Here is a 23,148-nt window from a genome sequence, read left to right as displayed (position 1 = left end):
ATCAGAATGTTAAAAGTGAAAATTGTGTTGAATTCTATGTTCTTTAATAAAAAAGATGTTTTTTTAAGTTTTAAATAGAGAAATAGGTTTGATGTAGATAATAATGTAGTTTTAAACATAAATCAAACATTGTATAAGTTGTATTTAGGAAAAGATTGATAAATTTGGACGGTATAGTGATATCTTAAAAAGAATAAAAAGAAGTAAAATAGTATGTGTTTAAAGTGGGTGTTTTTTGCTGTAACAGTGTTTTTTTGTTCTTTTAGTTTTTCTCAAGAAATTGAAAAAGATACAGTTATACATCAAGAAAAATCTGTCCCAAACATTCTGAATACAATACAAGCTTCTATAGACAACAAGGAAGAAAGAGTATTAAAAGGAATACGTCATCTTGTTGAACAAGGTGAGTATACAAAGGCAAAAAACAGAATGGAGGATTATGAGAAGAAGAATTCTAAAAACTTTTATGTTGTTTGGCTGTATGCATACACATTGCACAAAAACAAAAATTACAGAGAGTCAGATAAAAAGTACCAACAAGCAATGCTTTTAGATGCTAGTAGTAATGATGTAAAATTAGATTATGCAAGGGCTTTGTATGAACGAGGTAAATTTAAAAAAGCCCAACTTTTATTAGAATCCTTAAGAAATTTGAACGATGCATCAAAAGCCGAAGGGCTTATTATGTTAGCGAATATCAGTTACTGGCAAGGGAATATTGATAAAAGTAAAAGGCTAATTAAAAGTTTTAGGAGCGACTTTCCTACTTCAGATAAATTAGATCGGCTTTCTTCTGAAATTTCGGATGCAACCGCACTTTATGTAAAAGGAGCTTATGAAATGCAAACAGATACACAGCCGTTAGAGTATACAGCACAAAAAGCAGAGTTGGGAGTTTATAGGTCTAAATTTTTCCAGCCAAAGTTAGAAATAGAAAATTATAGTTTTACGCCCTCTGCTCAAGCTTTAATAGCTAGGGTTAGCAATCGGTTTTACTTTGCTAATTGGGGCGTAACTGCTAAGTTGGCAGCTGGTACTTACAATAATACCGAGGGTAGTGGAATAATTGGAGGGCTAACATTAGCAAAACAATTGCCTTACAATGTTACAGTTTCATTAGGTTATAATATACACCCTGTTTTGGGTACAATAGCAAGTACAAACATCAATGTTACAGAAACAACGATGTCTGGAAAAGTTGAGTACCATAACAAAATATTTCTTTCCAATTTAGAGTACAATCAACAAAAGTTTGAAGATAACACTATAACAAATTATGTTTTTTGGATTGTAACACAGCCTATAAAATTTTCTAAGTTTAGCTTTCAGTTTGGATATAGTTATGGCTTTTCTAACGCAGAAGAAGTCCTCTATATTGTTGATGAAGAAAAAAGTAGCGAAACCAATTATGTTGGTTTGTACAGTCCTTACTTTACACCCAAAGAACAAGAGTCAAATTCTTTTTTGTTGATGGCTAAGTACAACCTGTTTCGTTTTTTAGAAATAGGCGGAAAAACAAATTATGGAATAAGTGCCAAGGCTTTTAGTCCTTTTTTATTCAACAATGGAACTGAGGTTGTTATTGGTTTTCCTGAAGAAAAAGATGAGTTTTTTCCTTCGGAATCATCGGTGTACGCCACTTACAGCTTAAATGATAAGTTTTCTATAAAAGGAACTTACACTTATCAAGAAACATTCTTTTATAGCAGAGATAATATTAATATAGAATTGAAGTATAAATTTTAATGAATACAAGATTAAGAGATGATTTTTGGGTGTATTCACAGGCAAAAAAAATAAACCACTGGGATAAGTTAGTGCTTTTGATATTAACAATTGCTGGCGTTATTAGTGTAGTTAATTTGGCAGAGTGGTGGTTTAGAAAAGAACACATATCAAATGTGTTTTTGTTTGTTCTCCTAAGCTTGTTCTTTTGGTATGGTATGGTTAGAATTGTGTTGATTTGGATTAACTATTTAAGAATTAAAAAACCAACAACAGTTCCTAAACCAAAGTCAGATTTAAAGGTTGCGGTTTTTACCACTTCTGCACCAGGAGAGCCTATTTCTATGTTTGAAAACACATTTAAAGCCTTACAGAATTTAAATTATCCGCATACAACCTATTTGCTAGACAGTACACAAGATGAGGCATTTAAAAATTTGGCTGAAAAGTACGGAGTTGTATGGTTAGATTTGGCAAACATTCCAGGAGCAAAAGCAGGAAAAATTAACGAAACGTTAAAAAGAACTACCGAAGAGTTTATCTTAATTCTAGATCCAGATCATATTGTTTTTCCAGAGTTCTTAGATCAAACCCTAGGTTTTTTTGAAGATGATGCCGTTGGTTTTGTTCAGGTAAGTCAGGGGTATTATAACATGTACAGGTCTTTTGTAGCCAAAGGAGCAGCCGAGCAAACCTATACCTTTTACGGACCAACACAAATGGGGTTGTTTGGATATGGAGCGGCAGTTGCTATTGGTGCCAACTGTACTTTTAGAAGGAAGGCATTAGAAAGTATAGGAGGGCATGCACAAGGATTGGCAGAAGATTTGCAAACCTCTATTAGAATTCATGCACAGGGGTGGAAATCGGTTTACAATCCTGTAATTGTTAGTCGTGGCTTGGTACCCGAAGATTTTGCATCTTTTTGCAAACAACAATTAAAATGGGCCAGAGGAGTATTTGAGCTTCTTTTTGATGAGATGCCTTCTTTAGTAAAAAAATTAAGCTTTTGGCAAAAGGTATCTTATTTATCTATAGGAACATACTATCTTTTTGGTGTAATTACTGCTTTTTTTATACTGGTACCCGTGTTGTTTTTTACAACAAAAATTTCGCCTGCTAATATGAATTTTACAGAGTTTTTAACACACGCTGTGCCTATTTTTAGTTTTGCAGTAATGATTTACGTTTATGCACAACAATTTTTATGTGATAGAAAAACAGAAAAAGGATTTCATTGGCGAGGAATGATTTTAAAATATGCTTGCTGGCCTGTTTTTACTTATGCCTTTTATCTGACCTTAATCAATAAAAAAATACCATACATACCAACAGCCAAAACAGCAGAAAGAAAATTTATAAATCCTTTTGTTAAGCCTCTCATAATCTACGCAGTCTTATTTTTAATCTTAACCATTGGGGTGTATATAGAAAGAATGTATTTTACTCCACAAAGTAGATTAATTTTCTCTGCACAAAGAACTTGGGCAATGTTAGGTTTTTCCTTGATTGCATTTGTGCAAAGTTTTGGAGGAATTATAGCTGCATATGAAGCTGTTCGATTAAAGGTTGAAGATGCGTGGAGTAGAGTGATAGTGTATTCGAATAAAAGTATAAAAATAAAACGTAAAAGATAAAACATATGAAAGTACTATTATTAGCAGGGGGCTTCGGTACACGGTTTAGTGAGGCTACTGATAAAATACCTAAGCCTATGATTCCTATTGGAGGAGAGCCTATACTATGGCACATCATGAAAATGTATGCCCAATATGGATTTGATGAGTTTGTTGTTCTGTTAGGCTATAAAGGTTATTTAATTAAAGAGTATTTTGCAAATTATTTTTTACATAAAAGTGATGTCACGATTGACTTAAAAACCAATGGCTTAGAGATTTTAAATAACACATCAGAGCCATGGAAAATAACATTGCTAGATACAGGACTAAATTCTATGACTGGAGGACGGGTTTTGAAAGCTAAAGAGGTGGTGGGAAACGATACCTTTTTGTTGTCTTACGGAGACGGTGTTGGAGATGTCAACTTTAAAGATTTATTAGAATTTCATAAATCTCATGGAAAGGCAGCTACAATGACAACGTACCAACCAAATGGCCGTTTTGGAGGAGTTTCTTTAAATGAAGAGGATAATAGTGTAGCTAAATTTATGGAAAAACCAAAGGGAGATGGTAGATGGATAAACATTGGTTTCTTTGTTTGTGAAGCTAAAGTCTTTGATTATATATGCAATGGTGCAGAAACAGTTTGGGAAAATGAACCTTTGGAAAAGTTGGCAGAAGATAACGAATTGTATGCATATCAACATCATGGTTTTTGGAAACCAATGGATACACTAAGAGACCACAAGGAACTAAATGATATGTGGTCAAAAAATGAAGCAAAATGGAAAACTTGGTAAATTTTAATGCGCTCTTTGAAGGAGTGTATAAGGGAAAAAAAGTTTTGTTAACAGGGCATACTGGGTTTAAAGGATCTTGGTTAGCTCTTTGGTTAACAAAGTTAGGAGCAGAAGTATATGGGTATTCATTAAAAAATACAGAGGTTCATCACCTACAATATCTTGATTTAAATATCCAAGAGACTTTAAATGATATTCGAGATTTTAAAACGTTAAAAGAATACATCCAAAAAGTACAACCAGATATTGTTTTTCATTTAGCAGCTCAAGCTTTGGTAAGACCATCTTATGAAAATCCTATAGAAACCTTTTCTAGTAATGTAATGGGAACGTTGCATGTTTACGAAGCGTGTAAAAATATACCATCTATAAAGGCAATTGTAAACGTAACCAGCGATAAATGCTACGAAAACAAAGAATGGATTTGGGGTTATAGAGAAAATGAAGCTATGGGTGGATACGATCCCTATAGTGCATCTAAGGGTTGTGCAGAACTATTAACAGCATCTTATAGAAATTCGTTCTTTAATGTAAGTGATTACAACAAAAAACACCAAGTTCTTTTGGCAAGCGGTAGAGCTGGAAATGTAATTGGTGGTGGAGATTGGGCCAAAGATCGTTTGATTCCAGATATAGTAAAAGCAACAGCGCAAAAACAAGCTGTTTTGATAAGAAATCCATTAGCTACAAGACCTTGGCAGCATGTTTTAGAGCCTTTAAGTGGATACTTAACCCTTGGTTGGAAAATGTTGCAACAAGATGTTTCCGTGGCTGATGGATGGAATTTTGGTCCCAATGTAGATAGTAATTTACAGGTGGGTGACGTTGTAAAATTGGCTAAAAACAACTGGAACGATGTGCAAATAACTATTGGTAAAAATACAGAGGAACATCATGAGGCCAATTTGTTAATGTTAGATTGCTCTAAAGCAAACAAATTGCTTAAGTGGACTCCTGTTTGGGGAATAGAAACTACGCTTCAAAAGACAATTGGTTGGTACAAAGAATTTTACTTGAACAATAATATAATGTCTATCAACGATTTAGAAAGCTATGTATCTGATGCAAAAAAAGCGAATTGTGTATGGACAAAATAAGTGTAGTTGGGAAAAAAATATTGGTCATTGGTGGAACTGGATATCTAGGTTCTTTTTTAGTTAAAGAGTTGATGAAAAAACAAGCGGATGTGTATGTGGCATCTCTAAATGCAAAGCCACAAAAACAATCGTTTAAATTAGATATTACCAATCCTGAAGAGGTTTGTAAACTTGTTCAGAAAATAAAGCCTGACGTTGTTTATCATTTAGCTGCAAATATCAATAGAGAAAGAAATTTTGATTTGTACGAGCAGATGCATCAAGTAAATGTTTCAGGGGTATTACATGTGCTTAAAGCTTTAAAAAAAATAAATTGCCAGTTCATATTTACTTCAACTAGTGAGGTTTATGGAAACAACACATCCCCTTTTAAAGAAACACAAATTCCCAAACCAGTATCACCTTACTCACTTACAAAATATCAAGCAGAAAAATTAATTGAAACTTTCTGCAGTCATTACTCCGTAAACTATACCATTCTAAGGTTGTTTAATTTCTATGGAGAAGGGATGTCAAAACAGTTTTTTATTCCGCAAATGATAGATTCATTAAAAAATAACAATGATTTTTTAATGACAAAAGGAGAGCAAGCTAGAGATTTTTTATACGTTTCTGATGTTGTTGCTGCAATGATTTTAGCAATAAATAAGCGAGCTTATGGAGAAGTTTTTAATGTGTGTAGTGGCAAAGGGACAGAATTAAAATCATTGGCGATAGAGGTTGATAAAATGATTAGTTCTACGGCCAAAATAGTTTTAGGAGCTTTGCCATACAGAGAGCAGGAGGTTTGGGAAATGATTGGAGATTCAAGTAAGATAGCAAATGTACTGGGGTTTGGACAACAAATAGAGTTAAGAGAGGGAATTAATAATACCATAAAAAAATAGAATAAATGTCTAGATTAGGTAAGTTATCAAGAGTAATATATGTGCTAGTTGCCATAGTAATAGGCTATTTTTTAGTTTATTTGGTTGCAGCAGCTAGTGATGGTGCTAAAGGACCTATAGAAGCCATGTTAGAAAGGGCAAGCGACTGGGTTTTTGATGTAGAGCAAAACCTAATTTTGGAAGAACGAGAAGAGAATAGAGAAAAAAAATTAGCGTGGTTTAAGCAGCAAAAACAAGATAAAAACGCATTGATTAATTCTAAGATTATCTTGTTCGGAGCTTCTGATGATTCTGAGTTAGAATCTTATGAAAATGTTATAAACTTAGAAGATTCACTTAATTTATCTTTTCCTATCATTCATATTTACCAAGCATGGGGTGAAAAACCAGAGCACGAATTTCCTATTCACCAATTAGAAGCTATTAAAAGAATGGGATCTGTGCCTTTAATAAGTTGGGAGCCATGGCTAAACAAGTTCAGTCAAGATAATTTTCCTCTTATCAAGAGTGTAAAAGAAAGAGATAAGCATGGGATGTTAACCATTGCAGAAGGATTGTACGATGCTTTTTTAATAGATTGGGCTTTGGAAGCCAAAAAATATGGAGCACCAATTTACATAAGATTAGGGCATGAAATGAACGATCCTTATCGTTATCCCTGGGGGCCTCAAAATAGTGAGCCTTCGGAATATATAGCAGGATGGAGACATGTTCATAAAGTGTTTCGCCAAGCAGGGGCAGACAACGTTATTTGGGTGTGGAGTCCTCATTTAGCGTATGGTAAATTTAAAGAGTATTATCCTGGAGATAATTATGTAGATGTAGTAGCAACAGGGGCGTTAAATTATGGAGAAAGTACTAGTTGGAGTGATTGGTGGAGTTTTGAGCAAATTTTTGGAAATTACTATAAAGATTTAGCGGTGTTTAACAAGCCGATGATGATAGCGGAATTTGGATCGCTAAAACCAGGGGGAGATAGAGCAAAGTGGTTTGCTGATGCACTAAATCATTTTCATGAAAACTACCCTTTGGTAAATGCAATTCTGTTTTTTCATTATGATGCTGATGGAACTACGACTTATAAATCTGTAAGCTGGTATATAGTCGATGATCATGAGGTAACTACAGCAATAAAAAAAGAGTTAAAAAAATGGGATGCATCTGTAAAACAGCCAGATGTTAACTAAATACTTTTCCAAACCGGATCATTAGGAACTGGTGCAATCAATGCAATCGGTTCTTTTTTCACAGGATGTATAAATTCAATTTTACGGGCATGAAGATGTATGCTGCCGTTTTTGTTGCTTCTAGGTGCCCCGTATTTTAAGTCTCCTTTAATAATGCAACCGATATTAGATAGTTGTACGCGTATTTGATGGTGTCTACCTGTTTCTAGTTCAACTTCAAAAAGCTGGTAGTTATCTAGTTCTTTTAAAAGATGATAATGTAAAATTGCTTTTTTGCTATTGGGGGTGTTTTCAGAACAAACTCTGGATTTATTGTTTTTAGGATTTTTAACCAAAAAGTTAGTCAATGTTTGCTGTTTGGGAATGTTCTTTTTTTGAGTTACAGCCCAGTAAGTTTTGTTAATTTTTTTATCTCTAAGGTCTTTGTTAAGTCTTTCTAAAGCTTTAGAGGTTTTGGCAAAAATAACAATACCGCTTGTGGGTCTGTCTAGCCTGTGTACCACTCCTAGATATACATTTCCAGGCTTATTGTATTTTTCTTTAATGTATGCTTTTACCACCTCGCTCAAAGGTAAATCACCTGTTTTGTCACCTTGGGTAATGTCTCCTGCTCTTTTGTTTATTACAATAAGATGATTGTCTTCAAAAAGAATTTGTAAGTTGTCTTTGGTAGAATGCATGTTACAAAATAAAGCATTTAAAAATTGAAAGATTCAAAATTTTTAAAAAAGAAAAACACAGAATGTGATAAAAGCAACTAGTTAAGATTTCCTTGGTAAAACTCTTTGTTTACCTGATCTATAAAATGTAAAATTTCTTCTTTACCATTTTTGTGGGTAGATGATGAGGTAAAATAGGTAGGAAAAGCAGCCCAATTTCCTTTTAACATACTTTCTTTGTACTTTGTGATATTTTGGGCAATAGCTTTGGGTTTTAGCTTGTCCGTTTTGGTGAAAATCATACAAAAAGGAATTTCGTTTTCAGCTAAAAATTCCATAAAATCAACGTCTATTTTCTGTGGGCTGTGTCTAGAGTCAATCAATACAAAAGTGCAAACAAGTTCTTTACGTTGTTTAAAATAGGAGGTGATAAAACTCTGAAATTCTTTTTTGGTGCTTTTAGAAACTTTTGCATAACCGTAACCTGGCAAATCAACTAAAAACCAATTGTTGTTAATCTTAAAATGATTGATTAATTGGGTTTTACCTGGAGTGCTAGATGTTTTTGCAAGTTTGTTTCTTCCGGTTAACATGTTAATTAAAGAAGATTTACCTACATTAGATCTTCCTATAAATGCATATTCGGGAATGTTTTCAGAAGGACATTTGCTTACTTCTGAATTGCTAATAACAAACTCAGCGGATTTTATCTGCATTATTGAATGTTATTTTTTTGGAACCAAGCATCTACAATATCATTAAATAAATCAGGATGTTCCATCATAGGTGCATGTCCACATTTGTCTACCCAAAACAATTCGGAGTTAGGCATTAATTTGTTAAAGTCTTCGGCAACATTAGGAGGGGTTACTCCATCTTGTTTTCCCCAAATCAAGCATGTAGGAATTTTTATGTCGGGTAAATCATTAGCCATGTTATGTCTAATAGCACTTTTGGCTAAGGCCAAAATTCTAATGGCACAGTTTCTATCGTTTACGGTCTCAAATAAATCGTCTACCATTTTTTTGGTAGCAGTCTTAGGGTCGTAAAAAACAGCTTCGGTTTTAGCTTTTATGTATTCGTAGTCACCTCTTTTAGGATAGGTGTCTCCCATTGCATTTTCGTAAAGTCCAGAACTTCCTGTTAAAACAAGAGAATGTACAAGCTCTGGATAGGTTTTGGTAACGTATAAAGATACATGGCCCCCTAATGAATTACCAATTAAGGTTGTTTCAGGGATTCCTTTAAAATCCATAAAGTTTTTAACATACTTTGCTAAATTCTTTATGTTGGTTTTTATAATTGGCAATGTGTAAATAGGAAGTTCAGGTACCAACACGTGGTAGCCTTTTTTTGAAAAATAATCGGCAGCTCCAGCAAAATCTTCAAGAGTCCCCATTAAACCATGTAAAAGAACGATTGATTTTCCTTCTCCAGCTTCTATATATTTGAACTCACCTTCCGTTTTTACGTTGTATTTCATGCTTATTCTCTTAGCTTACATTCGGCACAAATGTAAACTTTTTTTTTATAAAAATCTATCGCACACAAAACAACAGGGGAAGTTTCAAACTGCACGCCATAACCATCTGATAGTTAAAAATTAAGAATCAGTGGGTTGAGTGTGAAAACTTATCAACAATGTGGGTGAATGTGGTAAAAAGTGGTAAAATATTTATATTTTTGAAAAGTTTATAGGATGGAATCTTTAATAGGAACATATGAGTGTAAAGTAGACACGAAAGGTCGTGTGATGCTAGCAGCTGGCTTAAAAAAGCAGTTGGATAGTGTTGTGCACGAAGGTTTTGTGTTAAAACGCTCTGTGTTTCAAAAGTGTTTAGAGCTATATCCTATGGAAGAATGGAGGAAAGTAATGGGGCAGGTAAGCAAGCTCAATCGGTTTGTGAAAAAAAATAACGATTTCATAAGATTGTTTACAGCTGGTGTAAAAAGAGTTGAGTTGGATAGTGCAGGTCGTTTATTGCTGCCAAAAGATTTACTTGCTTATTCTGGAATTGCAAAAGAAGTAGTTTTTTCTTCTGCAGTCTCTGTTATAGAAATATGGGATAAGGAGTTCTATGAAGGTGCTATAGAAGGAGCTGTAGATGATTTTGCGGATTTGGCAGAACAAGTAATGGGAGGTTTAAATATAGATGAGAATGAGTTATCATAATCCGGTTTTGTTAAAAGAAAGTGTAGATGCCTTGGCTATAAAGCCTAATGGTGTTTATGTGGATGTAACTTTTGGTGGTGGAGGTCATTCAAAAGAGATTTTATCTCGTTTGGGTGATGAAGGAAAATTATTTGCGTTCGATCAAGATCCAGATGCACACAACAATGCTATTGAAGATGATCGTTTTACATTAATTCCTCAGAATTTTAGATACCTAAAACGCTTTTTAAGATTCTACGGAGCTACTAGTGTAGATGGAGTTTTGGGTGATTTTGGAGTGTCATCTCATCAATTTGATCAAGCAGAAAGAGGATTCTCTACTCGCTTTGATGCAAAATTGGATATGAGAATGGATCAGCATTCTAATTTGAGTGCCTATACTATAGTAAATGAATATACGCAAGAAAATTTGGCAAACGTTCTTTTTCAATACGGAGAATTAAGAAACGGAAGAGCTATGGCCAAAGCTATTGTGATGGCAAGAGAGCAGAAAGAAATTGTTACAAGTTTTGAACTAAAAGAAGTATTGGCTTCTTTTTTACCCAAAGCAAAAGAGCATAAAATTTTAGCCCAGATTTTTCAAGCGTTGCGAATAGAAGTCAATGAGGAGTTAGAGGTGTTAAAAGAATTTTTAATACAAATCCCAGAAGTGCTAACACCAAAGGGAAGGTTAAGTGTAATTTCATATCATTCGTTAGAAGATAGATTGGTAAAGCGATTTATTCAGAACGGAATTTTTGAAGGAGAGCCTGAAAAAGATTTTTATGGAAATACCAATGTTCCCATGCAGCGTGTAGGGAAGTTGATATTGCCAACGGCTCAGGAAATAAAAACAAACAATAGAGCTAGAAGTGCTAAGTTAAGAGTGGCGGAGTTAAAACGAAATCAAAAATGATGGGAGTGGCAGAGTTTATTTCGGGCTTGCTAAAAGGAGATTTTTTAACAAAGGGCGAATCTTCAGGAAACTGGAAAGTTATTTTTACGATTCTGTCTATGTCTATTGTAATGATTACATGTTCGCATCAAACAGATGAAAAGGTGATGAGAATTGCAGCGTTGCAAAAAAAAATACGGGTGTTAAAGGCAGAATATATAGATAGTGCAACCAAGGTGACTCGGTTAAAAATGGAGTCTAGTGTAAAACAGAAAGTAAGTAGTCAAGGGTTGGTGCCTTCTAAAAAACCACCGATAAAAATAGTTGTCAAAAAATAAAAACAAAATAGATTGAGCACGACAGACAAAAATATCATAGATAAACTAGGATGGTTGGTATTGATGCTGGCTGTCTTTTTTGTGGTATTGGCAATACGTGTGGGCTTTATTCAGTCTATAGAAGGAGAAAAATACAAAGAAATCTTATCACAACGTACCATTAAAACAGATACTATTTTTGCTAATAGAGGGAATATTTATGCTGCTAGCGGAGATTTATTGGCTACAACAATGTCTAAATATACGGTAAGAATGGATGTGGTTGCAGCACATCAAAACGGGATGTTTGATAAGGAAGTAAATGCTCTAAGCGATTCTTTATCGGCAATGTTTGGAAAGTCTTCGGCTTATTATAAAAACTACCTAAAAACCGCAAAAAGAAGAAAAAATCGTTATTTGTTTTTGGCCAGAGATTTGGGATATATTGATTATGCTAGGCTAAAAACATTTCCTATACTAAAATATGGACAGTATAAAGGAGGCCTCATTACTGAGCAAAGAAATGTAAGAGCAAGACCATTGGGTGATATGGGGGTTAGAACGGTTGGTTATTCTGATTATAGAGGAAAAGTGGGTATTGAAGGAGCTTACATCAATTACTTAAAAGAAAAGAATGGTTGGCGAAAAAAACAGAAAATAGCCAAAGGGCAATGGAAGCCTATCAATGATAAGAATGAGAAAGAGCCTGAGGATGGTAGAGATGTTATAACAACTATAGATGTTAATATTCAAGATATTGCACATCAGGCATTGTTAAGTCAGTTACAAGATTTTGAAGCAGATCATGGTTGTGCAGTGGTTATGGAGGCAGAGACGGGTGAGGTAAAAGCAATTGTGAATTTAGGAAAAGCGGCCAACGGAACGTATTACGAAAAAAGAAATTACGCTGTTTACGAAGCACAAGAGCCTGGTTCTACCTTTAAGCTAGCAAGTTTGTTGGTGGCTTTAGAAGATAAAAAAGTAGATACAGGTAAAGTTGTTGATACGGAAAAAGGAGTAATTAAAGTCTATGGAAGAAGTATTAGAGATTCTCATAGAGGAGGGTATGGAAAAATTTCTTTAGCAAGAGCTATAGAGGTTTCTTCTAATGTTGGAATTGCAAAAACCATTATGAATTACTATAAAAATGATCCTCAAGAGTTTGTTGATGGTATTTTGGAATTAGGTTTTGGTGATAAGATAGGCATTCCAATCAAGGGAGAAGGAGAGCCTTTTATTCCCAATCCTAAATATGTTAAACAAGGAGATCCAAAAAGTTGGAATGGACTGTCACTTCCTTGGATGGCTTGGGGGTACGGAGTCAAAGTAACTCCGCTACAAATGCTTACTTTTTACAATGCCATAGGAAACAATGGAGTGATGGTAAAGCCAAGGTTTATAAAAGAGTTAAGAAATCAAGGAGAAGTAGAGCAGGTTTTTGAGCCTGTTGTATTAAAGGAAAGAATTGCATCAGAAGAAAATGTAAAAAAAGTACAGGCTATTTTGGAAAACGCTGTAAAAAGAGGAACAGGAGAAAAGCTCTATTCTCCTAACTTTTCTATGGCAGGTAAAACGGGAACCTGTCAAACAGAATATTGGACAGGAAATACACAGTATGTTTCATCATTTGCAGGTTTTTTTCCAGCCAAAAATCCGAAATATTCTTGTATTGTAGTAGTAAATAAACCCAATAAGTACAAAGGGTATTATGGAGCAACAGTGGCTGCTCCTGTGTTCAAGGCTATTGCACAAAAAATATTTACAAGCAGTTTACAAGAACAACAAATAGCTTTGGCCGATGAGGTGCTAGAGGCTTCGGTAGCCAAGCGTTATCAGCAAACAGAAATAGATCAGAAAGAGCATACACAAATGCCAAACGTAAAGGGCATGGCTTTGATGGATGCAGTAGCACTTTTAGAAAATAGAGGTTTAAAAGTAGCAGTTAATGGAAGTTTTGAATGGGTTTCTAAGCAGTCTATACGCAATGGAGTAAGTATAACAAAAGGACAACAAGTAGTGTTGAATTGATATGGAGTTAAAGCAAATTATAGAAAAAGTAACGGTTCTAGAGTCACTTTATTTTGATGAAAATCAGTATATAAGTGCTGTAGCTTTTGATTCTAGAAAAGTAGAAGAGAATACGTTGTTTGTAGCTCAGAGAGGAGTGCATGTAGATGGACACAATTATATCCAAAAGGCTGTAGATTTGGGTGCATCAGTGGTGGTTTGCGAAATTTTTCCAGACCAGATTCATGAAAAAGTTTGTTATCTAAAAGTAGAAAACTCTAGCATTGCTTTGGCTCAAATAGCCGCAAATTTTTATCAAAATCCATCAGAAAAATTAACCTTGGTTGGTGTTACAGGGACCAATGGTAAAACAACAGTAGCTACTTTGTTGTGTCAGTTATTTCAAAAATTGGGAGCAAAAACAGGACTTTTATCAACTGTAAAAATAATAGTTCATCAAGCTGAATACGAAGCTACACACACCACACCAGACTCTGTTACCATTAACAAATATTTGGCAAAAATGGTAAAAGAAGGGGTGTCTTATTGTTTTATGGAAGTAAGTTCTCACGGAATTCATCAGGCTAGGACCTATGGTTTGAATTTTAAAGGAGGGGTTTTTACCAATATTACCCACGACCATTTAGATTATCATAAAACTTTTAAAGAATATAGAGATGTTAAAAAAGCTTTTTTTGATGATTTACCCCAAAACGCTTTTGCACTAACCAATTTAGATGATAAAAATGGGGCTTTTATGTTGCAAAATACCAAAGCAAGCCAAAAAACCTACGCTCAAAAAACGTTGGCAGATTACCGTATTAAGATTGTAGAAAAAAGTTTAATGGGAATGTTGTTGCAAATTAACGATCAAGAGTTGTGGGTAAAGTTAATAGGTGGTTTTAATGCTTCTAACTTAGGAGCTATTTATGGTGTTGCAGACCAGTTAGGAGTTCCTGAACAAGAGTTGCTGGTGGCTTTAAGTCAGCTAAGCAGCGTAGATGGTCGTTTTCAGTATCAGGTTTCTAAAACAGGAATTGTAGGTGTGGTAGATTATGCACATACTCCAGATGCTTTAAAAAATATTTTATCAACCATTAAAGAAATAGTACGGCCAACAGCTAAAATTATAACGGTAGTTGGTTGTGGGGGGGATAGAGATGCTGCTAAAAGACCAAAAATGGCAAAAATAGCATCAGAATTAAGTCACCAAGTAGTGTTAACATCAGACAATCCTCGTACAGAAAATCCATTGCAGATTTTAGAGGATATGGAGGTAGGTGTGCCGGCAGAAGCTCAGCATAAAGTGTTAACCATAGAGGATAGAAAGCAAGCCATAAAAACAGCTTGTCAATTGGCAAGTAAAGATGATGTGGTTTTAGTGGCAGGAAAAGGTCATGAAACCTATCAAGAAATCAACGGAAAAAGAAGCTATTTTAACGATAAAGAACAACTCATAGAAACCTTTCAAATTCTTAAGAAATAATGTTATATTATTTATTTGACTATATAGAAAATCAATTTCAACTGCCAGGGGCCGGTTTGTTTCAATACATAACATTTCGTTCTGCTTTGGCGTTTATCATGGCTCTTTTGTTGTCTACCATTTATGGAAAAAGATTGATTGATTTTTTAAGAAAAAAACAAATAGGAGAAACCGTAAGAGATTTAGGGTTAGAGGGGCAGAATCAAAAAGCGGGAACTCCAACTATGGGAGGGATTATTATTATTTTGGCCACTTTAATTCCTGTATTTTTATTTTCTAAACTAGAAAATATCTACGTAGTAATCTTAATTGTAACCACACTTTGGATGGGGGTTATTGGTTTTATAGATGATTATATTAAAGTTTTTAAGAAAGACAAAGAAGGATTAAAAGGAAAGTTTAAAGTTTTAGGGCAAGTAGGTTTGGGGCTTTTTGTAGGAGTAATGCTGTATTTTCACCCTTCAGTAACTATGAAAAAAGAATTGCCTTTTTCGCAAAAGGTAGCCAATACACACTTGTTTGGAGAAGCTCATAAGTCTGTAAAAACCACCATTCCTTTTCTAAAAAATAATGAGTTTGATTACACTTCTTTAATTTCATGGATGGGAGATGATGTGTCTAATTACGCATGGTTAATTTTTATCCCCGTAGTCATTTTTATTGTTACAGGCGTGTCTAACGGAGCAAACTTAACAGATGGAATTGATGGTTTGGCTGCAGGAACATCTACCATTATCGTAGCTGTTTTAGGGGTGTTTTGTTGGGTGTCTGGAAACATTGTTTTTTCGGATTATCTAAATGTTATGTACATTCCTAATTCAGGAGAAATGACTGTGTTTATTAGTGCTTTTGCAGGAGGTTTGATTGGTTTTTTATGGTACAATACTTATCCTGCACAAGTTTTTATGGGAGATACAGGAAGCTTAACAATTGGGGGAATTATAGCGGTGATTGCTATAGCTGTAAGAAAAGAATTGTTAATACCTGTATTGGCAGGAATTTTTGCAGCAGAAAATATGTCTGTTATTCTACAAGTTGGTTGGTTTAAATACACCAAAAAGAAATACGGAGAAGGAAGGCGAATATTTAAAATGGCTCCTCTACATCATCATTATCAAAAAAAGGGATATCATGAGAGTAAAATTGTAAATCGTTTTTTGATTGTCGGAATTTTGCTAGCAGTTTTGTCAGTTGTAACCTTAAAAATGAGATAGAGGATGAAAGAAAGAATTGTTGTTTTAGGAGCGGGAGAAAGCGGAGTAGGAGCGGCTATTTTGGCCCAAAAAATGGGCTTAGAGGTGTTTGTTAGCGATCGTTCTGAAATAAAAGAACATTATGTGCGGGAGCTGCAACAAAATCATATTTTGTATGAGTCAGGAACCCATACAGAAGCTTTGTTGATGAATGCAACTACTGTGGTAAAAAGTCCAGGAATTCCTGATCATGTACCTCTGATAAAGCAAATGAGAATCAAAGGGATTCAGGTTATTTCTGAAATAGAATTTGCAGCAAAATATAGTGATGCAACTGTGATTGGAATTACAGGTTCTAACGGAAAAACCACCACTACCTTGCTTACGCATCATTTGTTAAAAGAGGCGGGTTATGAAATTGGTATTGCAGGAAATATAGGTGATAGCTTTGCCAAACAAGTTGCAAATACACCCTATGCAAAATACGTGCTAGAGTTGAGTAGTTTTCAGTTAGATGGGATTGAAAATTTTAAACCTCATATAGCAGTAATTACCAATATAACACCTGATCATTTAGATAGATACAATTATGATTTTGATCAATATGTCGCATCAAAATTTAGAATTACAAAAAATCAGAATGCATCTGATTACCTAATATATGATGCAGACGATCCTGTAATTGTTGCGGGAATAGAAAAATACAAACCCAAAGCTCAGTTGGTACCTTTTTCTTTAGTAGAGAAAAAAAATCTAGGAGCTTATGTTAAAGATGATGAGATCGTAATACGAATAAATAAAGACAAGTTGAAGATGAGTATATCTAAACTTCCTATCGTAGGAAAACACAATACCAAAAATGCAATGGCTGCAACTTTGGCTGCTCAGTTAATGAAGGCGAGAAAGAAAACTATATTAGAATCTTTAGAGAATTTTGAAGGGGCAGAACATAGATTAGAACAAGTTTTAAAAGTAAACGGAGTAAATTATATCAACGATTCTAAAGCAACTAATGTAAATGCAACATTTTATGCTTTGGAGTGTATGACCAATCCTACAGTTTGGATAGTAGGGGGTGTAGACAAAGGGAACGATTATTCGGAACTGTATCCTTTGGTTAGGGAAAAGGTAAAAGCAATTGTTTGCTTAGGGTTGGATAATAGTAAAATCAAACAAGCTTTTCAAAATATTGTAGAAGATATTATAGAGGTAGAAAGTGCTGAGGCAGCTGTGCAAGCCGCTTACGGGTTTGCAAACAAAGGGGAAACCGTATTGTTGTCTCCTGCTTGTGCAAGTTTTGATTTGTTTGAAAATTATGAGGATAGAGGACGTAAGTTTAAAGAAGCAGTAAGAAAATTATAAGCATGGCAAAATTAATTCCTTACATAAAATCATACATCAAAGGAGACTTGTTTATCTGGGCTTTAGTAGCTGTGTTAGCATTGTTTTCTTTTATGCCTATTTATAGTGCTAGTTCTAACTTAGTATATGTGGTGGGTAATGGAAGTACGTTGGGAATTTTGATTAAACATGCTTTTTTATTAGCTACTGGTTTTGTGTTAATGCTAATTGTGCATCGCATGCCATATAGATATTTTAGTGGCTTGTCGCTAATTTTAATTCCTGTGGTTGTGGTTTTGCTAATTGTAACATTGGCACAAGGAACTGTAATTAACGGAGCTAATGCTGCAAGATGGATTGTTATTCCGTTTATTGGGGTTGGGTTTCAAACTTCTACATTTGCTTCTTTGGTGGTCATGGTCTACGTAGCTAGATACTTGGCACAACGCAAAGATGTAAAAATACAATTCAAAGAAAGTGTTCTAAAACTATGGCTACCTGTAGCACTAGTTTTGGCTTGTATTTTACCAGCAAATTTTTCTACCACTGCCATTTTGTTTTGTATGATTTTAATGTTGTGCTTTATAGGTGGGTATCCAGTAAAATATTTATTAGGAATTGTTGGGGCAGGAGTGGTTACACTAGCCATGTTTGTATTAGTAGCTAAAGCTTTTCCTGGATTAATGCCTAACAGAGTAGATACTTGGATAAGTAGGGTAGAATCTTTTACGGATGATGAGTCTAAAGAGGGTTATCAGGTAGAAAACGCTAAGATTGCCATCGCTACAGGTGGGTTGACAGGGAAAGGGCCAGGGAAAAGTGTTCAGAAAAACTTTTTGCCACAGTCTTCTTCCGATTTTATTTTTGCCATTATTGTAGAAGAGTACGGGCTAGTAGGAGCATGCATGGTTTTACTAGCTTATTTGTTATTAACTTTTAGGATGTATGTTGCAGCCAAAAAAGCAGGAACCGTCTTTGCTAAATTATTGGTCATAGGTGTTGGTTTTCCTATTCTTTTTCAAGCAATCATCAATATGATGGTGGCTACAAATTTAGGCCCTGTTACTGGGCAAACACTTCCGATGATCAGCAGTGGGGGAACTTCTATTTGGATGACTTGTTTGGCTATTGGAATGGTGCTAAGTGTTACCGCTTCTGATCATGTAACCGAAAAAGAATTGGAAGAAAAAGGAGAAGATCCGCTAGAAAATTTATACGAAGAAGCCAAAGAACAGACGGTATGAAAAAAGTAAAAAAAATATTGATTAGCGGAGGTGGAACAGGAGGGCACATTTATCCTGCAATTGCGATTGCCAATCAGCTAAAGCAAGAGGATCCAGAAACACAGTTTTTGTTTGTAGGAGCTCAAGACAAAATGGAAATGGAAAAAGTTCCTCAGGCTGGTTACCCTATCAAAGGCTTATGGATAGCTGGATTGCAGCGAAATCTGTCTCTTAAAAATATGTTGTTTCCAGTAAAGTTGATGAGCAGTTTGGCAAGAGCTAGAACAATAATTAAAGAATTTAAACCTGATGTAGTTGTAGGAACAGGAGGATTTGCAAGCGGACCTATTTTGCATGTAGCAGGAAAAAAGAGAATTCCGAGTTTGATACAAGAGCAAAATTCCTATGCAGGAATTACCAATAAATTATTGGCCAAATCCGTGTCTAAGATTTGTGTGGCTTATGAAGGAATGGAGGCTTATTTTCCTAAGGATAAGATTGTATTTACAGGAAACCCTGTAAGACAAGATTTACTAAATGTTGCAGAAAAAAGAACAGCAGCAATTCAGTATTTTCAGTTAGACGAGCGTAAAAAAACATTATTGGTTTTAGGTGGAAGTTTAGGAGCAAGAGCTATCAATCAAATAATAGCAAACCACACTGTTGATTTAGAAGAGAGAAATCTTCAGATTCTATGGCAAACAGGTAAGTTTTATATAGAAGATTATCAAGAATACAATAAAAAAGAAGGGATACAAACACATGCTTACTTGTCTAAAATGGACTTGGCTTATGCAGCTGCAGATATCATTGTTTCCAGAGCAGGGGCAAGTTCTGTATCGGAATTGTGTATTGTAGGAAAACCTGTGGTTTTTATACCTTCTCCTAACGTAGCAGAAGACCATCAAACTAAAAATGCGCTTGCGGTAGTAAAACACAAAGCAGCAGAAATGTTAAAAGAGTCTGATAAAGATTTGTTTATAGAAGTTATAGATCGTTTGCAAAACAAAGAGTATGCAGATCAATTAACAAAAAATATAAAGGCGTTGGCAAAGCCTAATGCAACCAAAGAGATTGTGAAAGAAATTAAAAAAATAGCACCATGGGATTAAATGCAATTCAAAACATATTTTTTGTAGGGATTGGCGGAATAGGAATGAGTGCTATTGCCAGTTATTTTGTAAAAAATGGAAAGCGTGTTATGGGGTACGATAAAACACCATCGGTTGTAACCAAAGGTTTGTTAAGACAAGGGGTGCAATTGACTTTTACAGATGATGTAAATGAAATTCCATTGCTATTTAGAAACAAAATAGAAACTCTGGTCGTGTATACGCCTGCTATACCTAAAAACAGTAAAATTCTAAATTATTTTACAGACAAAGGGTTTACGGTACTTAAACGTGCAGCTGTTTTGGGCGAAATTACTAAAGACACTTTGTGCTATGCTGTTGCTGGTACGCATGGAAAAACAACAACATCTTCTATTTTAGGACATATTATGCATCAGTGTGGTACGGAAGCAACGTCTTTCTTAGGAGGAATTACTGAAAACTATAATTCTAATTTAATTTTAGGTAAAGACAAAATAGCTGTAGTAGAGGCAGATGAGTTTGATCGTTCTTTTTTACAACTTTCTCCAGACGTAGCTTGTATTACCAATATGGATGCAGATCATTTGGATATTTATGGTAAAAAGGAGGAGTTGGAAAAATCGTTTAAGGAATTTGCAGATAAAGTAACAGACACTTTGATTGTAAAAAAAGGATTGCCTTTAAAGGGATTGACTTATGCGGTAGAGGAACAAGCGGATTATCAAGCTCAAAATTTACGAATAGAAAATGGTTCTTTTGTTTTTGATGTGCAAACTCCTAACGGATTTGTAAAAGATGTCATATTTCATTTGCCAGGAAGGCACAATGTTTCCAATGCTTTGGTTTCTGTTGCAATGGCAGAAAAACATGGTTTGTCTTTAGAAGAAATTAAAGCAGCACTAAACACGTATAGAGGTGTTAAACGAAGATTTTCGTATAAAATTAAAGAAGAAGATTTTGTGTTGATAGATGATTACGCACACCATCCAACAGAAATAGATGCTGTAGAAAATACTGTGCGAGAAATGTATCCTGGAAAAAAAGTATTGGCAGTGTTCCAACCGCATTTGTTTACTAGAACTAGAGATTTTGTAGATGATTTTGCTAAGAGTCTCTCTAAATTTGATGAAGTGGTGTTGATGGAAATTTATCCTGCCAGAGAATTGCCTATTCAGGGGGTAACCTCAAGCTGGCTATTGTCAAAAATAGAGAATGATCACAAATCAATTCAGTCAGAAAAAGAAATCATAGAAAACCTAAAAACAACCCAGGCCCAAGTTGTGGTAATGTTAGGAGCAGGAGATGTTGGTGTGTTGGTTGATGAGGTAGCAAAAGCAATAAAAAGATAAATGAAGAAAAAGATTGTTTACATAAAAACATTGTTGTTTTTACTAATCTTAGGATTGGTCTTTGGTTTTACGTCTCGAAGAAACGAGCAGCGTAAATTACAAGGAATAGAAGTGTCATTCAATCAAGATCGTAATTTGTTTTTAACAACAGAAACCGTTAATAACTTGTTGATACAAAATATTGGCGAATTGGAGAAGCAATCAAAATCCTCTCTAAATTTACAAGAACTGGAGAGTTTAGTAGTATCGCATCCAATGGTCTCATCTGCTGATGTTTCTGTAGATGTGCTAGGCAAAATTAACGTTGAAATTGTTCAGCGCAAACCTTTGGCTAGAATACTAAACGCAAAAGAAATCGTTTATTTAGATGCTGATGGCCAAATAATGCCTTTGTCAGATTGTTATTCTGCCAGGGTTCCGATTATTTATAACAATAATGGCTTGGTTCAACCACAAGAAGTATTTCCATTGATTCAGAAAATTCATACGGATGATTTTCTAAGAAAACTAATTGTGGCAATTAAAAAGGATCAAGAAGGCTATTGGTTAACAACACGAATCCACCATCAACAAGTTTTGTTGGGAGAGTTGAAGGGATTTCAAAAAAAATTAAAAAATCTAAAAGTGTTCTATGCTTATCAACAAAAGGATAGCATGGCAGCAACGTTTAAAAAAATAGACATACAGTACAACAATCAAATTGTGTGCTCAAAATAAATTAAGGCCATGGAGAATAACCGTATTGCAATAGGATTAGATATTGGTACAACAAAGATTGTAGCCATGATTGGTCGTGAAAATGAATATGGAAAAATAGAGGTTTTAGGTATAGGAAAAGCCAAGAGTTTGGGAGTAAAAAGAGGGGTGGTAAACAACATCACTCAAACCATTCAATCCATACAACAAGCTGTAGATGAGGCTGAAAATATTTCAGGATTAAAAATAGAAACCGTTACAGTGGGTATTGCAGGACACCACATTAGAAGTATACATCACAGTGATTATATTACAAGACCCGATGCAGAAGAGGTAATAGATGATAAGGATATCGAAAATTTAATTAACCAAGTGCACAAGTTGGTTATGTTTCCTGGTGAAGAAATTATTCACGTATTGCCACAAGAATATAAGGTAGATAGTCAGGCAGATGTTACCGAACCTATTGGAATGTACGGAGGAAGATTAGAGGCAAATTTTCATGTGGTAGTAGGGCAAGTATCGCAAATAAAAAACATAGGAAGGTGTGTAACCAATGCGGGTCTTAAGTTTTCGGCCATTACTTTAGAACCCTTAGCTTCTGCCGAAGCAGTATTGAGTCATGAAGAAAAAGAAGCAGGAGTTGCTTTGGTAGATATTGGAGGAGGAACCACCGATTTGGCAATTTTTAAAGATGGAATCATACGTCATACAGCCGTAATTCCTTTTGGAGGAAATGTAATTACGGAAGATATAAAAGAAGGTTTTTCGATTATAGAAAAGCAAGCAGAATTGTTAAAGGTAAAATTTGGATCGGCTTGGCCAGGAGAGAACAAAGAAAATGAAATTGTTTCGATTCCAGGCCTAAGAGGAAGAGAACCCAAAGAAATTACCTTAAAAAGCTTGTCGCAAGTAATACATGCCAGAATAACCGAAATCATGGAACAAGTGTACTTAGAAATTAAAAACTATGGACATGATACCAAAAACGGAAAATTAATTGCAGGAATTGTACTAACAGGTGGAGGTGCACAGGTAAAGCATCTAAAGCAGTTGGTAGAGTATATTACAGGAATGGATACCCGTATAGGATATCCTAACGAGCATTTGGCAGGTGGATCCGATGAAATTTTATCGAGTCCTGTATTTGCAACTGCAGTAGGTTTATTAATGAATGGTTTGGACAATTTACCCGAAGAACCAAAAGTGGTAAAAAGACCAGTACCTGAAAAAGCTCCAGAGCCAGAGCCAATTCCACAAGCACCCCCTAAAGTAGAGCCCGAAATAAGAGAAGAAATTATAGAAGAAGAACCTACCGTAGCCCACACTACGCCAAAAGAGAAAGTAAAGAAAAAATCTTGGTTAGAGAGATTTACCTCTAGCCTAAAAGATTTTTTAAATGAAGCTGAGTAAAATTGTTG

At 34.9% G+C, this 23,148-nt stretch carries 21 protein-coding genes; 18 read left to right on the top strand and 3 right to left on the bottom strand.

Annotated elements, in window-relative coordinates; all coding sequences use genetic code 11:
* The first annotated feature begins 213 nt into the window (after positions 1–213).
* From FS85_RS0107915 to FS85_RS15320, 6 genes are read left to right on the top strand one after another with little or no spacing between them, the layout of a single operon-like run.
* Positions 214–1,746 (top strand): tetratricopeptide repeat protein, encoded by a 1,533-nt coding sequence (locus FS85_RS0107915; RefSeq protein ID WP_010135627.1) that lies wholly within the window; start codon positions 214–216, stop codon positions 1,744–1,746.
* Positions 1,746–3,362, top strand: a complete 1,617-nt coding sequence (locus FS85_RS15325; RefSeq protein WP_010135626.1) for a glycosyltransferase family 2 protein — start codon at positions 1,746–1,748, stop codon at positions 3,360–3,362. Before FS85_RS0107915 ends, FS85_RS15325 begins: the two co-directional genes overlap by 1 nt.
* 5 nt (positions 3,363–3,367) lie before the next feature.
* Positions 3,368–4,144, top strand: coding sequence for a glucose-1-phosphate cytidylyltransferase (rfbF, locus tag FS85_RS0107905; protein WP_010135625.1), 777 nt, complete (start codon positions 3,368–3,370; stop codon positions 4,142–4,144).
* Entirely contained in the window at positions 4,129–5,241 is a 1,113-nt protein-coding gene (gene rfbG, locus FS85_RS0107900) for a CDP-glucose 4,6-dehydratase (protein ID WP_010135623.1), read from the top strand. The genes rfbF and rfbG overlap by 16 nt, the downstream gene beginning before the upstream one ends.
* Positions 5,229–6,128 carry an NAD-dependent epimerase/dehydratase family protein gene (locus tag FS85_RS0107895; protein WP_010135621.1) on the top strand — a complete coding sequence of 300 codons (900 nt, stop codon included), beginning with the start codon at positions 5,229–5,231 and terminating at the stop codon, positions 6,126–6,128. Before rfbG ends, FS85_RS0107895 begins: the two co-directional genes overlap by 13 nt.
* A gap of 5 nt (positions 6,129–6,133) precedes the next feature.
* Positions 6,134–7,315, top strand: coding sequence for a glycoside hydrolase family 26 protein (locus FS85_RS15320; protein ID WP_010135619.1), 1,182 nt, complete (start codon positions 6,134–6,136; stop codon positions 7,313–7,315).
* Here FS85_RS15320 and FS85_RS0107885 read toward each other — a convergent pair.
* From FS85_RS0107885 to FS85_RS0107875, 3 genes are all read right to left on the bottom strand, one after another.
* Complete coding sequence (locus FS85_RS0107885) at positions 7,312–7,995, bottom strand: RluA family pseudouridine synthase (protein WP_010135617.1); 684 nt, start codon at positions 7,993–7,995, stop codon at positions 7,312–7,314. The genes FS85_RS15320 and FS85_RS0107885 overlap by 4 nt on opposite strands.
* Before the next feature lie 77 nt (positions 7,996–8,072).
* On the bottom strand, positions 8,073–8,690 hold the full coding sequence (gene yihA, locus FS85_RS0107880; protein WP_010135615.1) for a ribosome biogenesis GTP-binding protein YihA/YsxC: 618 nt from the start codon (positions 8,688–8,690) through the stop codon (positions 8,073–8,075).
* Positions 8,690–9,457, bottom strand: a complete 768-nt coding sequence (locus tag FS85_RS0107875) for an alpha/beta fold hydrolase (RefSeq protein WP_010135614.1) — start codon at positions 9,455–9,457, stop codon at positions 8,690–8,692. The genes yihA and FS85_RS0107875 overlap by 1 nt, the downstream gene beginning before the upstream one ends.
* A 216-nt stretch (positions 9,458–9,673) precedes the next feature.
* On the opposite strand from FS85_RS0107875, the gene mraZ reads away from it, so the two are divergent.
* Genes mraZ through ftsA form a run of 12 tightly spaced genes read left to right on the top strand, consistent with a single transcriptional unit; the run spans position 9,674 to position 23,140 of the window.
* The gene (gene mraZ / locus FS85_RS0107870; protein WP_010135613.1) at positions 9,674–10,147 is read left to right on the top strand and encodes a division/cell wall cluster transcriptional repressor MraZ; all 474 of its coding nucleotides are present in this window, start codon (positions 9,674–9,676) and stop codon (positions 10,145–10,147) included.
* Positions 10,134–11,042 (top strand): 16S rRNA (cytosine(1402)-N(4))-methyltransferase RsmH, encoded by a 909-nt coding sequence (gene rsmH / locus FS85_RS0107865; RefSeq protein ID WP_010135612.1) that lies wholly within the window; start codon positions 10,134–10,136, stop codon positions 11,040–11,042. The genes mraZ and rsmH overlap by 14 nt, the downstream gene beginning before the upstream one ends.
* The gene (locus FS85_RS0107860) at positions 11,039–11,359 is read left to right on the top strand and encodes an FtsL-like putative cell division protein (protein ID WP_083823636.1); all 321 of its coding nucleotides are present in this window, start codon (positions 11,039–11,041) and stop codon (positions 11,357–11,359) included. The genes rsmH and FS85_RS0107860 overlap by 4 nt, the downstream gene beginning before the upstream one ends.
* Before the next feature lie 12 nt (positions 11,360–11,371).
* Positions 11,372–13,366 carry a penicillin-binding protein gene (locus FS85_RS0107855; protein ID WP_010135609.1) on the top strand — a complete coding sequence of 665 codons (1,995 nt, stop codon included), beginning with the start codon at positions 11,372–11,374 and terminating at the stop codon, positions 13,364–13,366.
* Between the two features lies 1 nt (position 13,367).
* Positions 13,368–14,831 (top strand): UDP-N-acetylmuramoyl-L-alanyl-D-glutamate--2,6-diaminopimelate ligase, encoded by a 1,464-nt coding sequence (locus FS85_RS0107850; RefSeq protein ID WP_010135608.1) that lies wholly within the window; start codon positions 13,368–13,370, stop codon positions 14,829–14,831.
* Positions 14,831–16,045, top strand: a complete 1,215-nt coding sequence (mraY, locus tag FS85_RS0107845) for a phospho-N-acetylmuramoyl-pentapeptide-transferase (protein ID WP_010135607.1) — start codon at positions 14,831–14,833, stop codon at positions 16,043–16,045. Before FS85_RS0107850 ends, mraY begins: the two co-directional genes overlap by 1 nt.
* Before the next feature lie 3 nt (positions 16,046–16,048).
* Entirely contained in the window at positions 16,049–17,386 is a 1,338-nt protein-coding gene (gene murD, locus FS85_RS0107840; protein ID WP_010135606.1) for a UDP-N-acetylmuramoyl-L-alanine--D-glutamate ligase, read from the top strand.
* 2 nt (positions 17,387–17,388) lie between these two features.
* The gene (locus FS85_RS0107835) at positions 17,389–18,609 is read left to right on the top strand and encodes an FtsW/RodA/SpoVE family cell cycle protein (protein WP_010135605.1); all 1,221 of its coding nucleotides are present in this window, start codon (positions 17,389–17,391) and stop codon (positions 18,607–18,609) included.
* Positions 18,606–19,700 carry an undecaprenyldiphospho-muramoylpentapeptide beta-N-acetylglucosaminyltransferase gene (murG, locus tag FS85_RS0107830; protein ID WP_010135604.1) on the top strand — a complete coding sequence of 365 codons (1,095 nt, stop codon included), beginning with the start codon at positions 18,606–18,608 and terminating at the stop codon, positions 19,698–19,700. The genes FS85_RS0107835 and murG overlap by 4 nt, the downstream gene beginning before the upstream one ends.
* Entirely contained in the window at positions 19,691–21,031 is a 1,341-nt protein-coding gene (gene murC / locus FS85_RS0107825; RefSeq protein ID WP_010135602.1) for a UDP-N-acetylmuramate--L-alanine ligase, read from the top strand. The genes murG and murC overlap by 10 nt, the downstream gene beginning before the upstream one ends.
* Entirely contained in the window at positions 21,032–21,748 is a 717-nt protein-coding gene (locus tag FS85_RS0107820; protein WP_010135601.1) for a cell division protein FtsQ/DivIB, read from the top strand.
* Between the two features lie 9 nt (positions 21,749–21,757).
* Entirely contained in the window at positions 21,758–23,140 is a 1,383-nt protein-coding gene (gene ftsA / locus FS85_RS0107815; RefSeq protein WP_010135600.1) for a cell division protein FtsA, read from the top strand.
* Positions 23,141–23,148: the final 8 nt, after the last annotated feature.

Origin of the sequence: Ochrovirga pacifica (genome assembly GCF_000220525.1) — a bacterium.
Lineage (GTDB): Bacteria > Bacteroidota > Bacteroidia > Flavobacteriales > Flavobacteriaceae > Ochrovirga > Ochrovirga pacifica.
The sequence above is the reverse complement of the archived record's forward strand: the minus strand, read 5'-3'. Positions and strand labels throughout refer to the sequence as shown.

Coding starts and splice junctions, on each gene's coding strand:
- FS85_RS0107820 (WP_010135601.1), top strand. CDS start 21,032: ATGAAGAAAAAGATTGTTTACATAAAAACATTGTTGTTTTTACTAATC.
- FS85_RS0107860 (WP_083823636.1), top strand. CDS start 11,039: ATGATGGGAGTGGCAGAGTTTATTTCGGGCTTGCTAAAAGGAGATTTT.
- mraY (WP_010135607.1), top strand. CDS start 14,831: ATGTTATATTATTTATTTGACTATATAGAAAATCAATTTCAACTGCCA.
- ftsA (WP_010135600.1), top strand. CDS start 21,758: ATGGAGAATAACCGTATTGCAATAGGATTAGATATTGGTACAACAAAG.
- murD (WP_010135606.1), top strand. CDS start 16,049: ATGAAAGAAAGAATTGTTGTTTTAGGAGCGGGAGAAAGCGGAGTAGGA.
- FS85_RS0107885 (WP_010135617.1), bottom strand. CDS start 7,995: ATGCATTCTACCAAAGACAACTTACAAATTCTTTTTGAAGACAATCAT.
- murG (WP_010135604.1), top strand. CDS start 18,606: ATGAAAAAAGTAAAAAAAATATTGATTAGCGGAGGTGGAACAGGAGGG.
- murC (WP_010135602.1), top strand. CDS start 19,691: ATGGGATTAAATGCAATTCAAAACATATTTTTTGTAGGGATTGGCGGA.
- FS85_RS0107915 (WP_010135627.1), top strand. CDS start 214: ATGTGTTTAAAGTGGGTGTTTTTTGCTGTAACAGTGTTTTTTTGTTCT.
- rfbF (WP_010135625.1), top strand. CDS start 3,368: ATGAAAGTACTATTATTAGCAGGGGGCTTCGGTACACGGTTTAGTGAG.
- FS85_RS0107895 (WP_010135621.1), top strand. CDS start 5,229: ATGGACAAAATAAGTGTAGTTGGGAAAAAAATATTGGTCATTGGTGGA.
- rfbG (WP_010135623.1), top strand. CDS start 4,129: ATGGAAAACTTGGTAAATTTTAATGCGCTCTTTGAAGGAGTGTATAAG.
- mraZ (WP_010135613.1), top strand. CDS start 9,674: ATGGAATCTTTAATAGGAACATATGAGTGTAAAGTAGACACGAAAGGT.
- FS85_RS15325 (WP_010135626.1), top strand. CDS start 1,746: ATGAATACAAGATTAAGAGATGATTTTTGGGTGTATTCACAGGCAAAA.
- FS85_RS0107835 (WP_010135605.1), top strand. CDS start 17,389: ATGGCAAAATTAATTCCTTACATAAAATCATACATCAAAGGAGACTTG.
- FS85_RS0107875 (WP_010135614.1), bottom strand. CDS start 9,457: ATGAAATACAACGTAAAAACGGAAGGTGAGTTCAAATATATAGAAGCT.
- yihA (WP_010135615.1), bottom strand. CDS start 8,690: ATGCAGATAAAATCCGCTGAGTTTGTTATTAGCAATTCAGAAGTAAGC.
- FS85_RS0107850 (WP_010135608.1), top strand. CDS start 13,368: ATGGAGTTAAAGCAAATTATAGAAAAAGTAACGGTTCTAGAGTCACTT.
- rsmH (WP_010135612.1), top strand. CDS start 10,134: ATGAGTTATCATAATCCGGTTTTGTTAAAAGAAAGTGTAGATGCCTTG.
- FS85_RS15320 (WP_010135619.1), top strand. CDS start 6,134: ATGTCTAGATTAGGTAAGTTATCAAGAGTAATATATGTGCTAGTTGCC.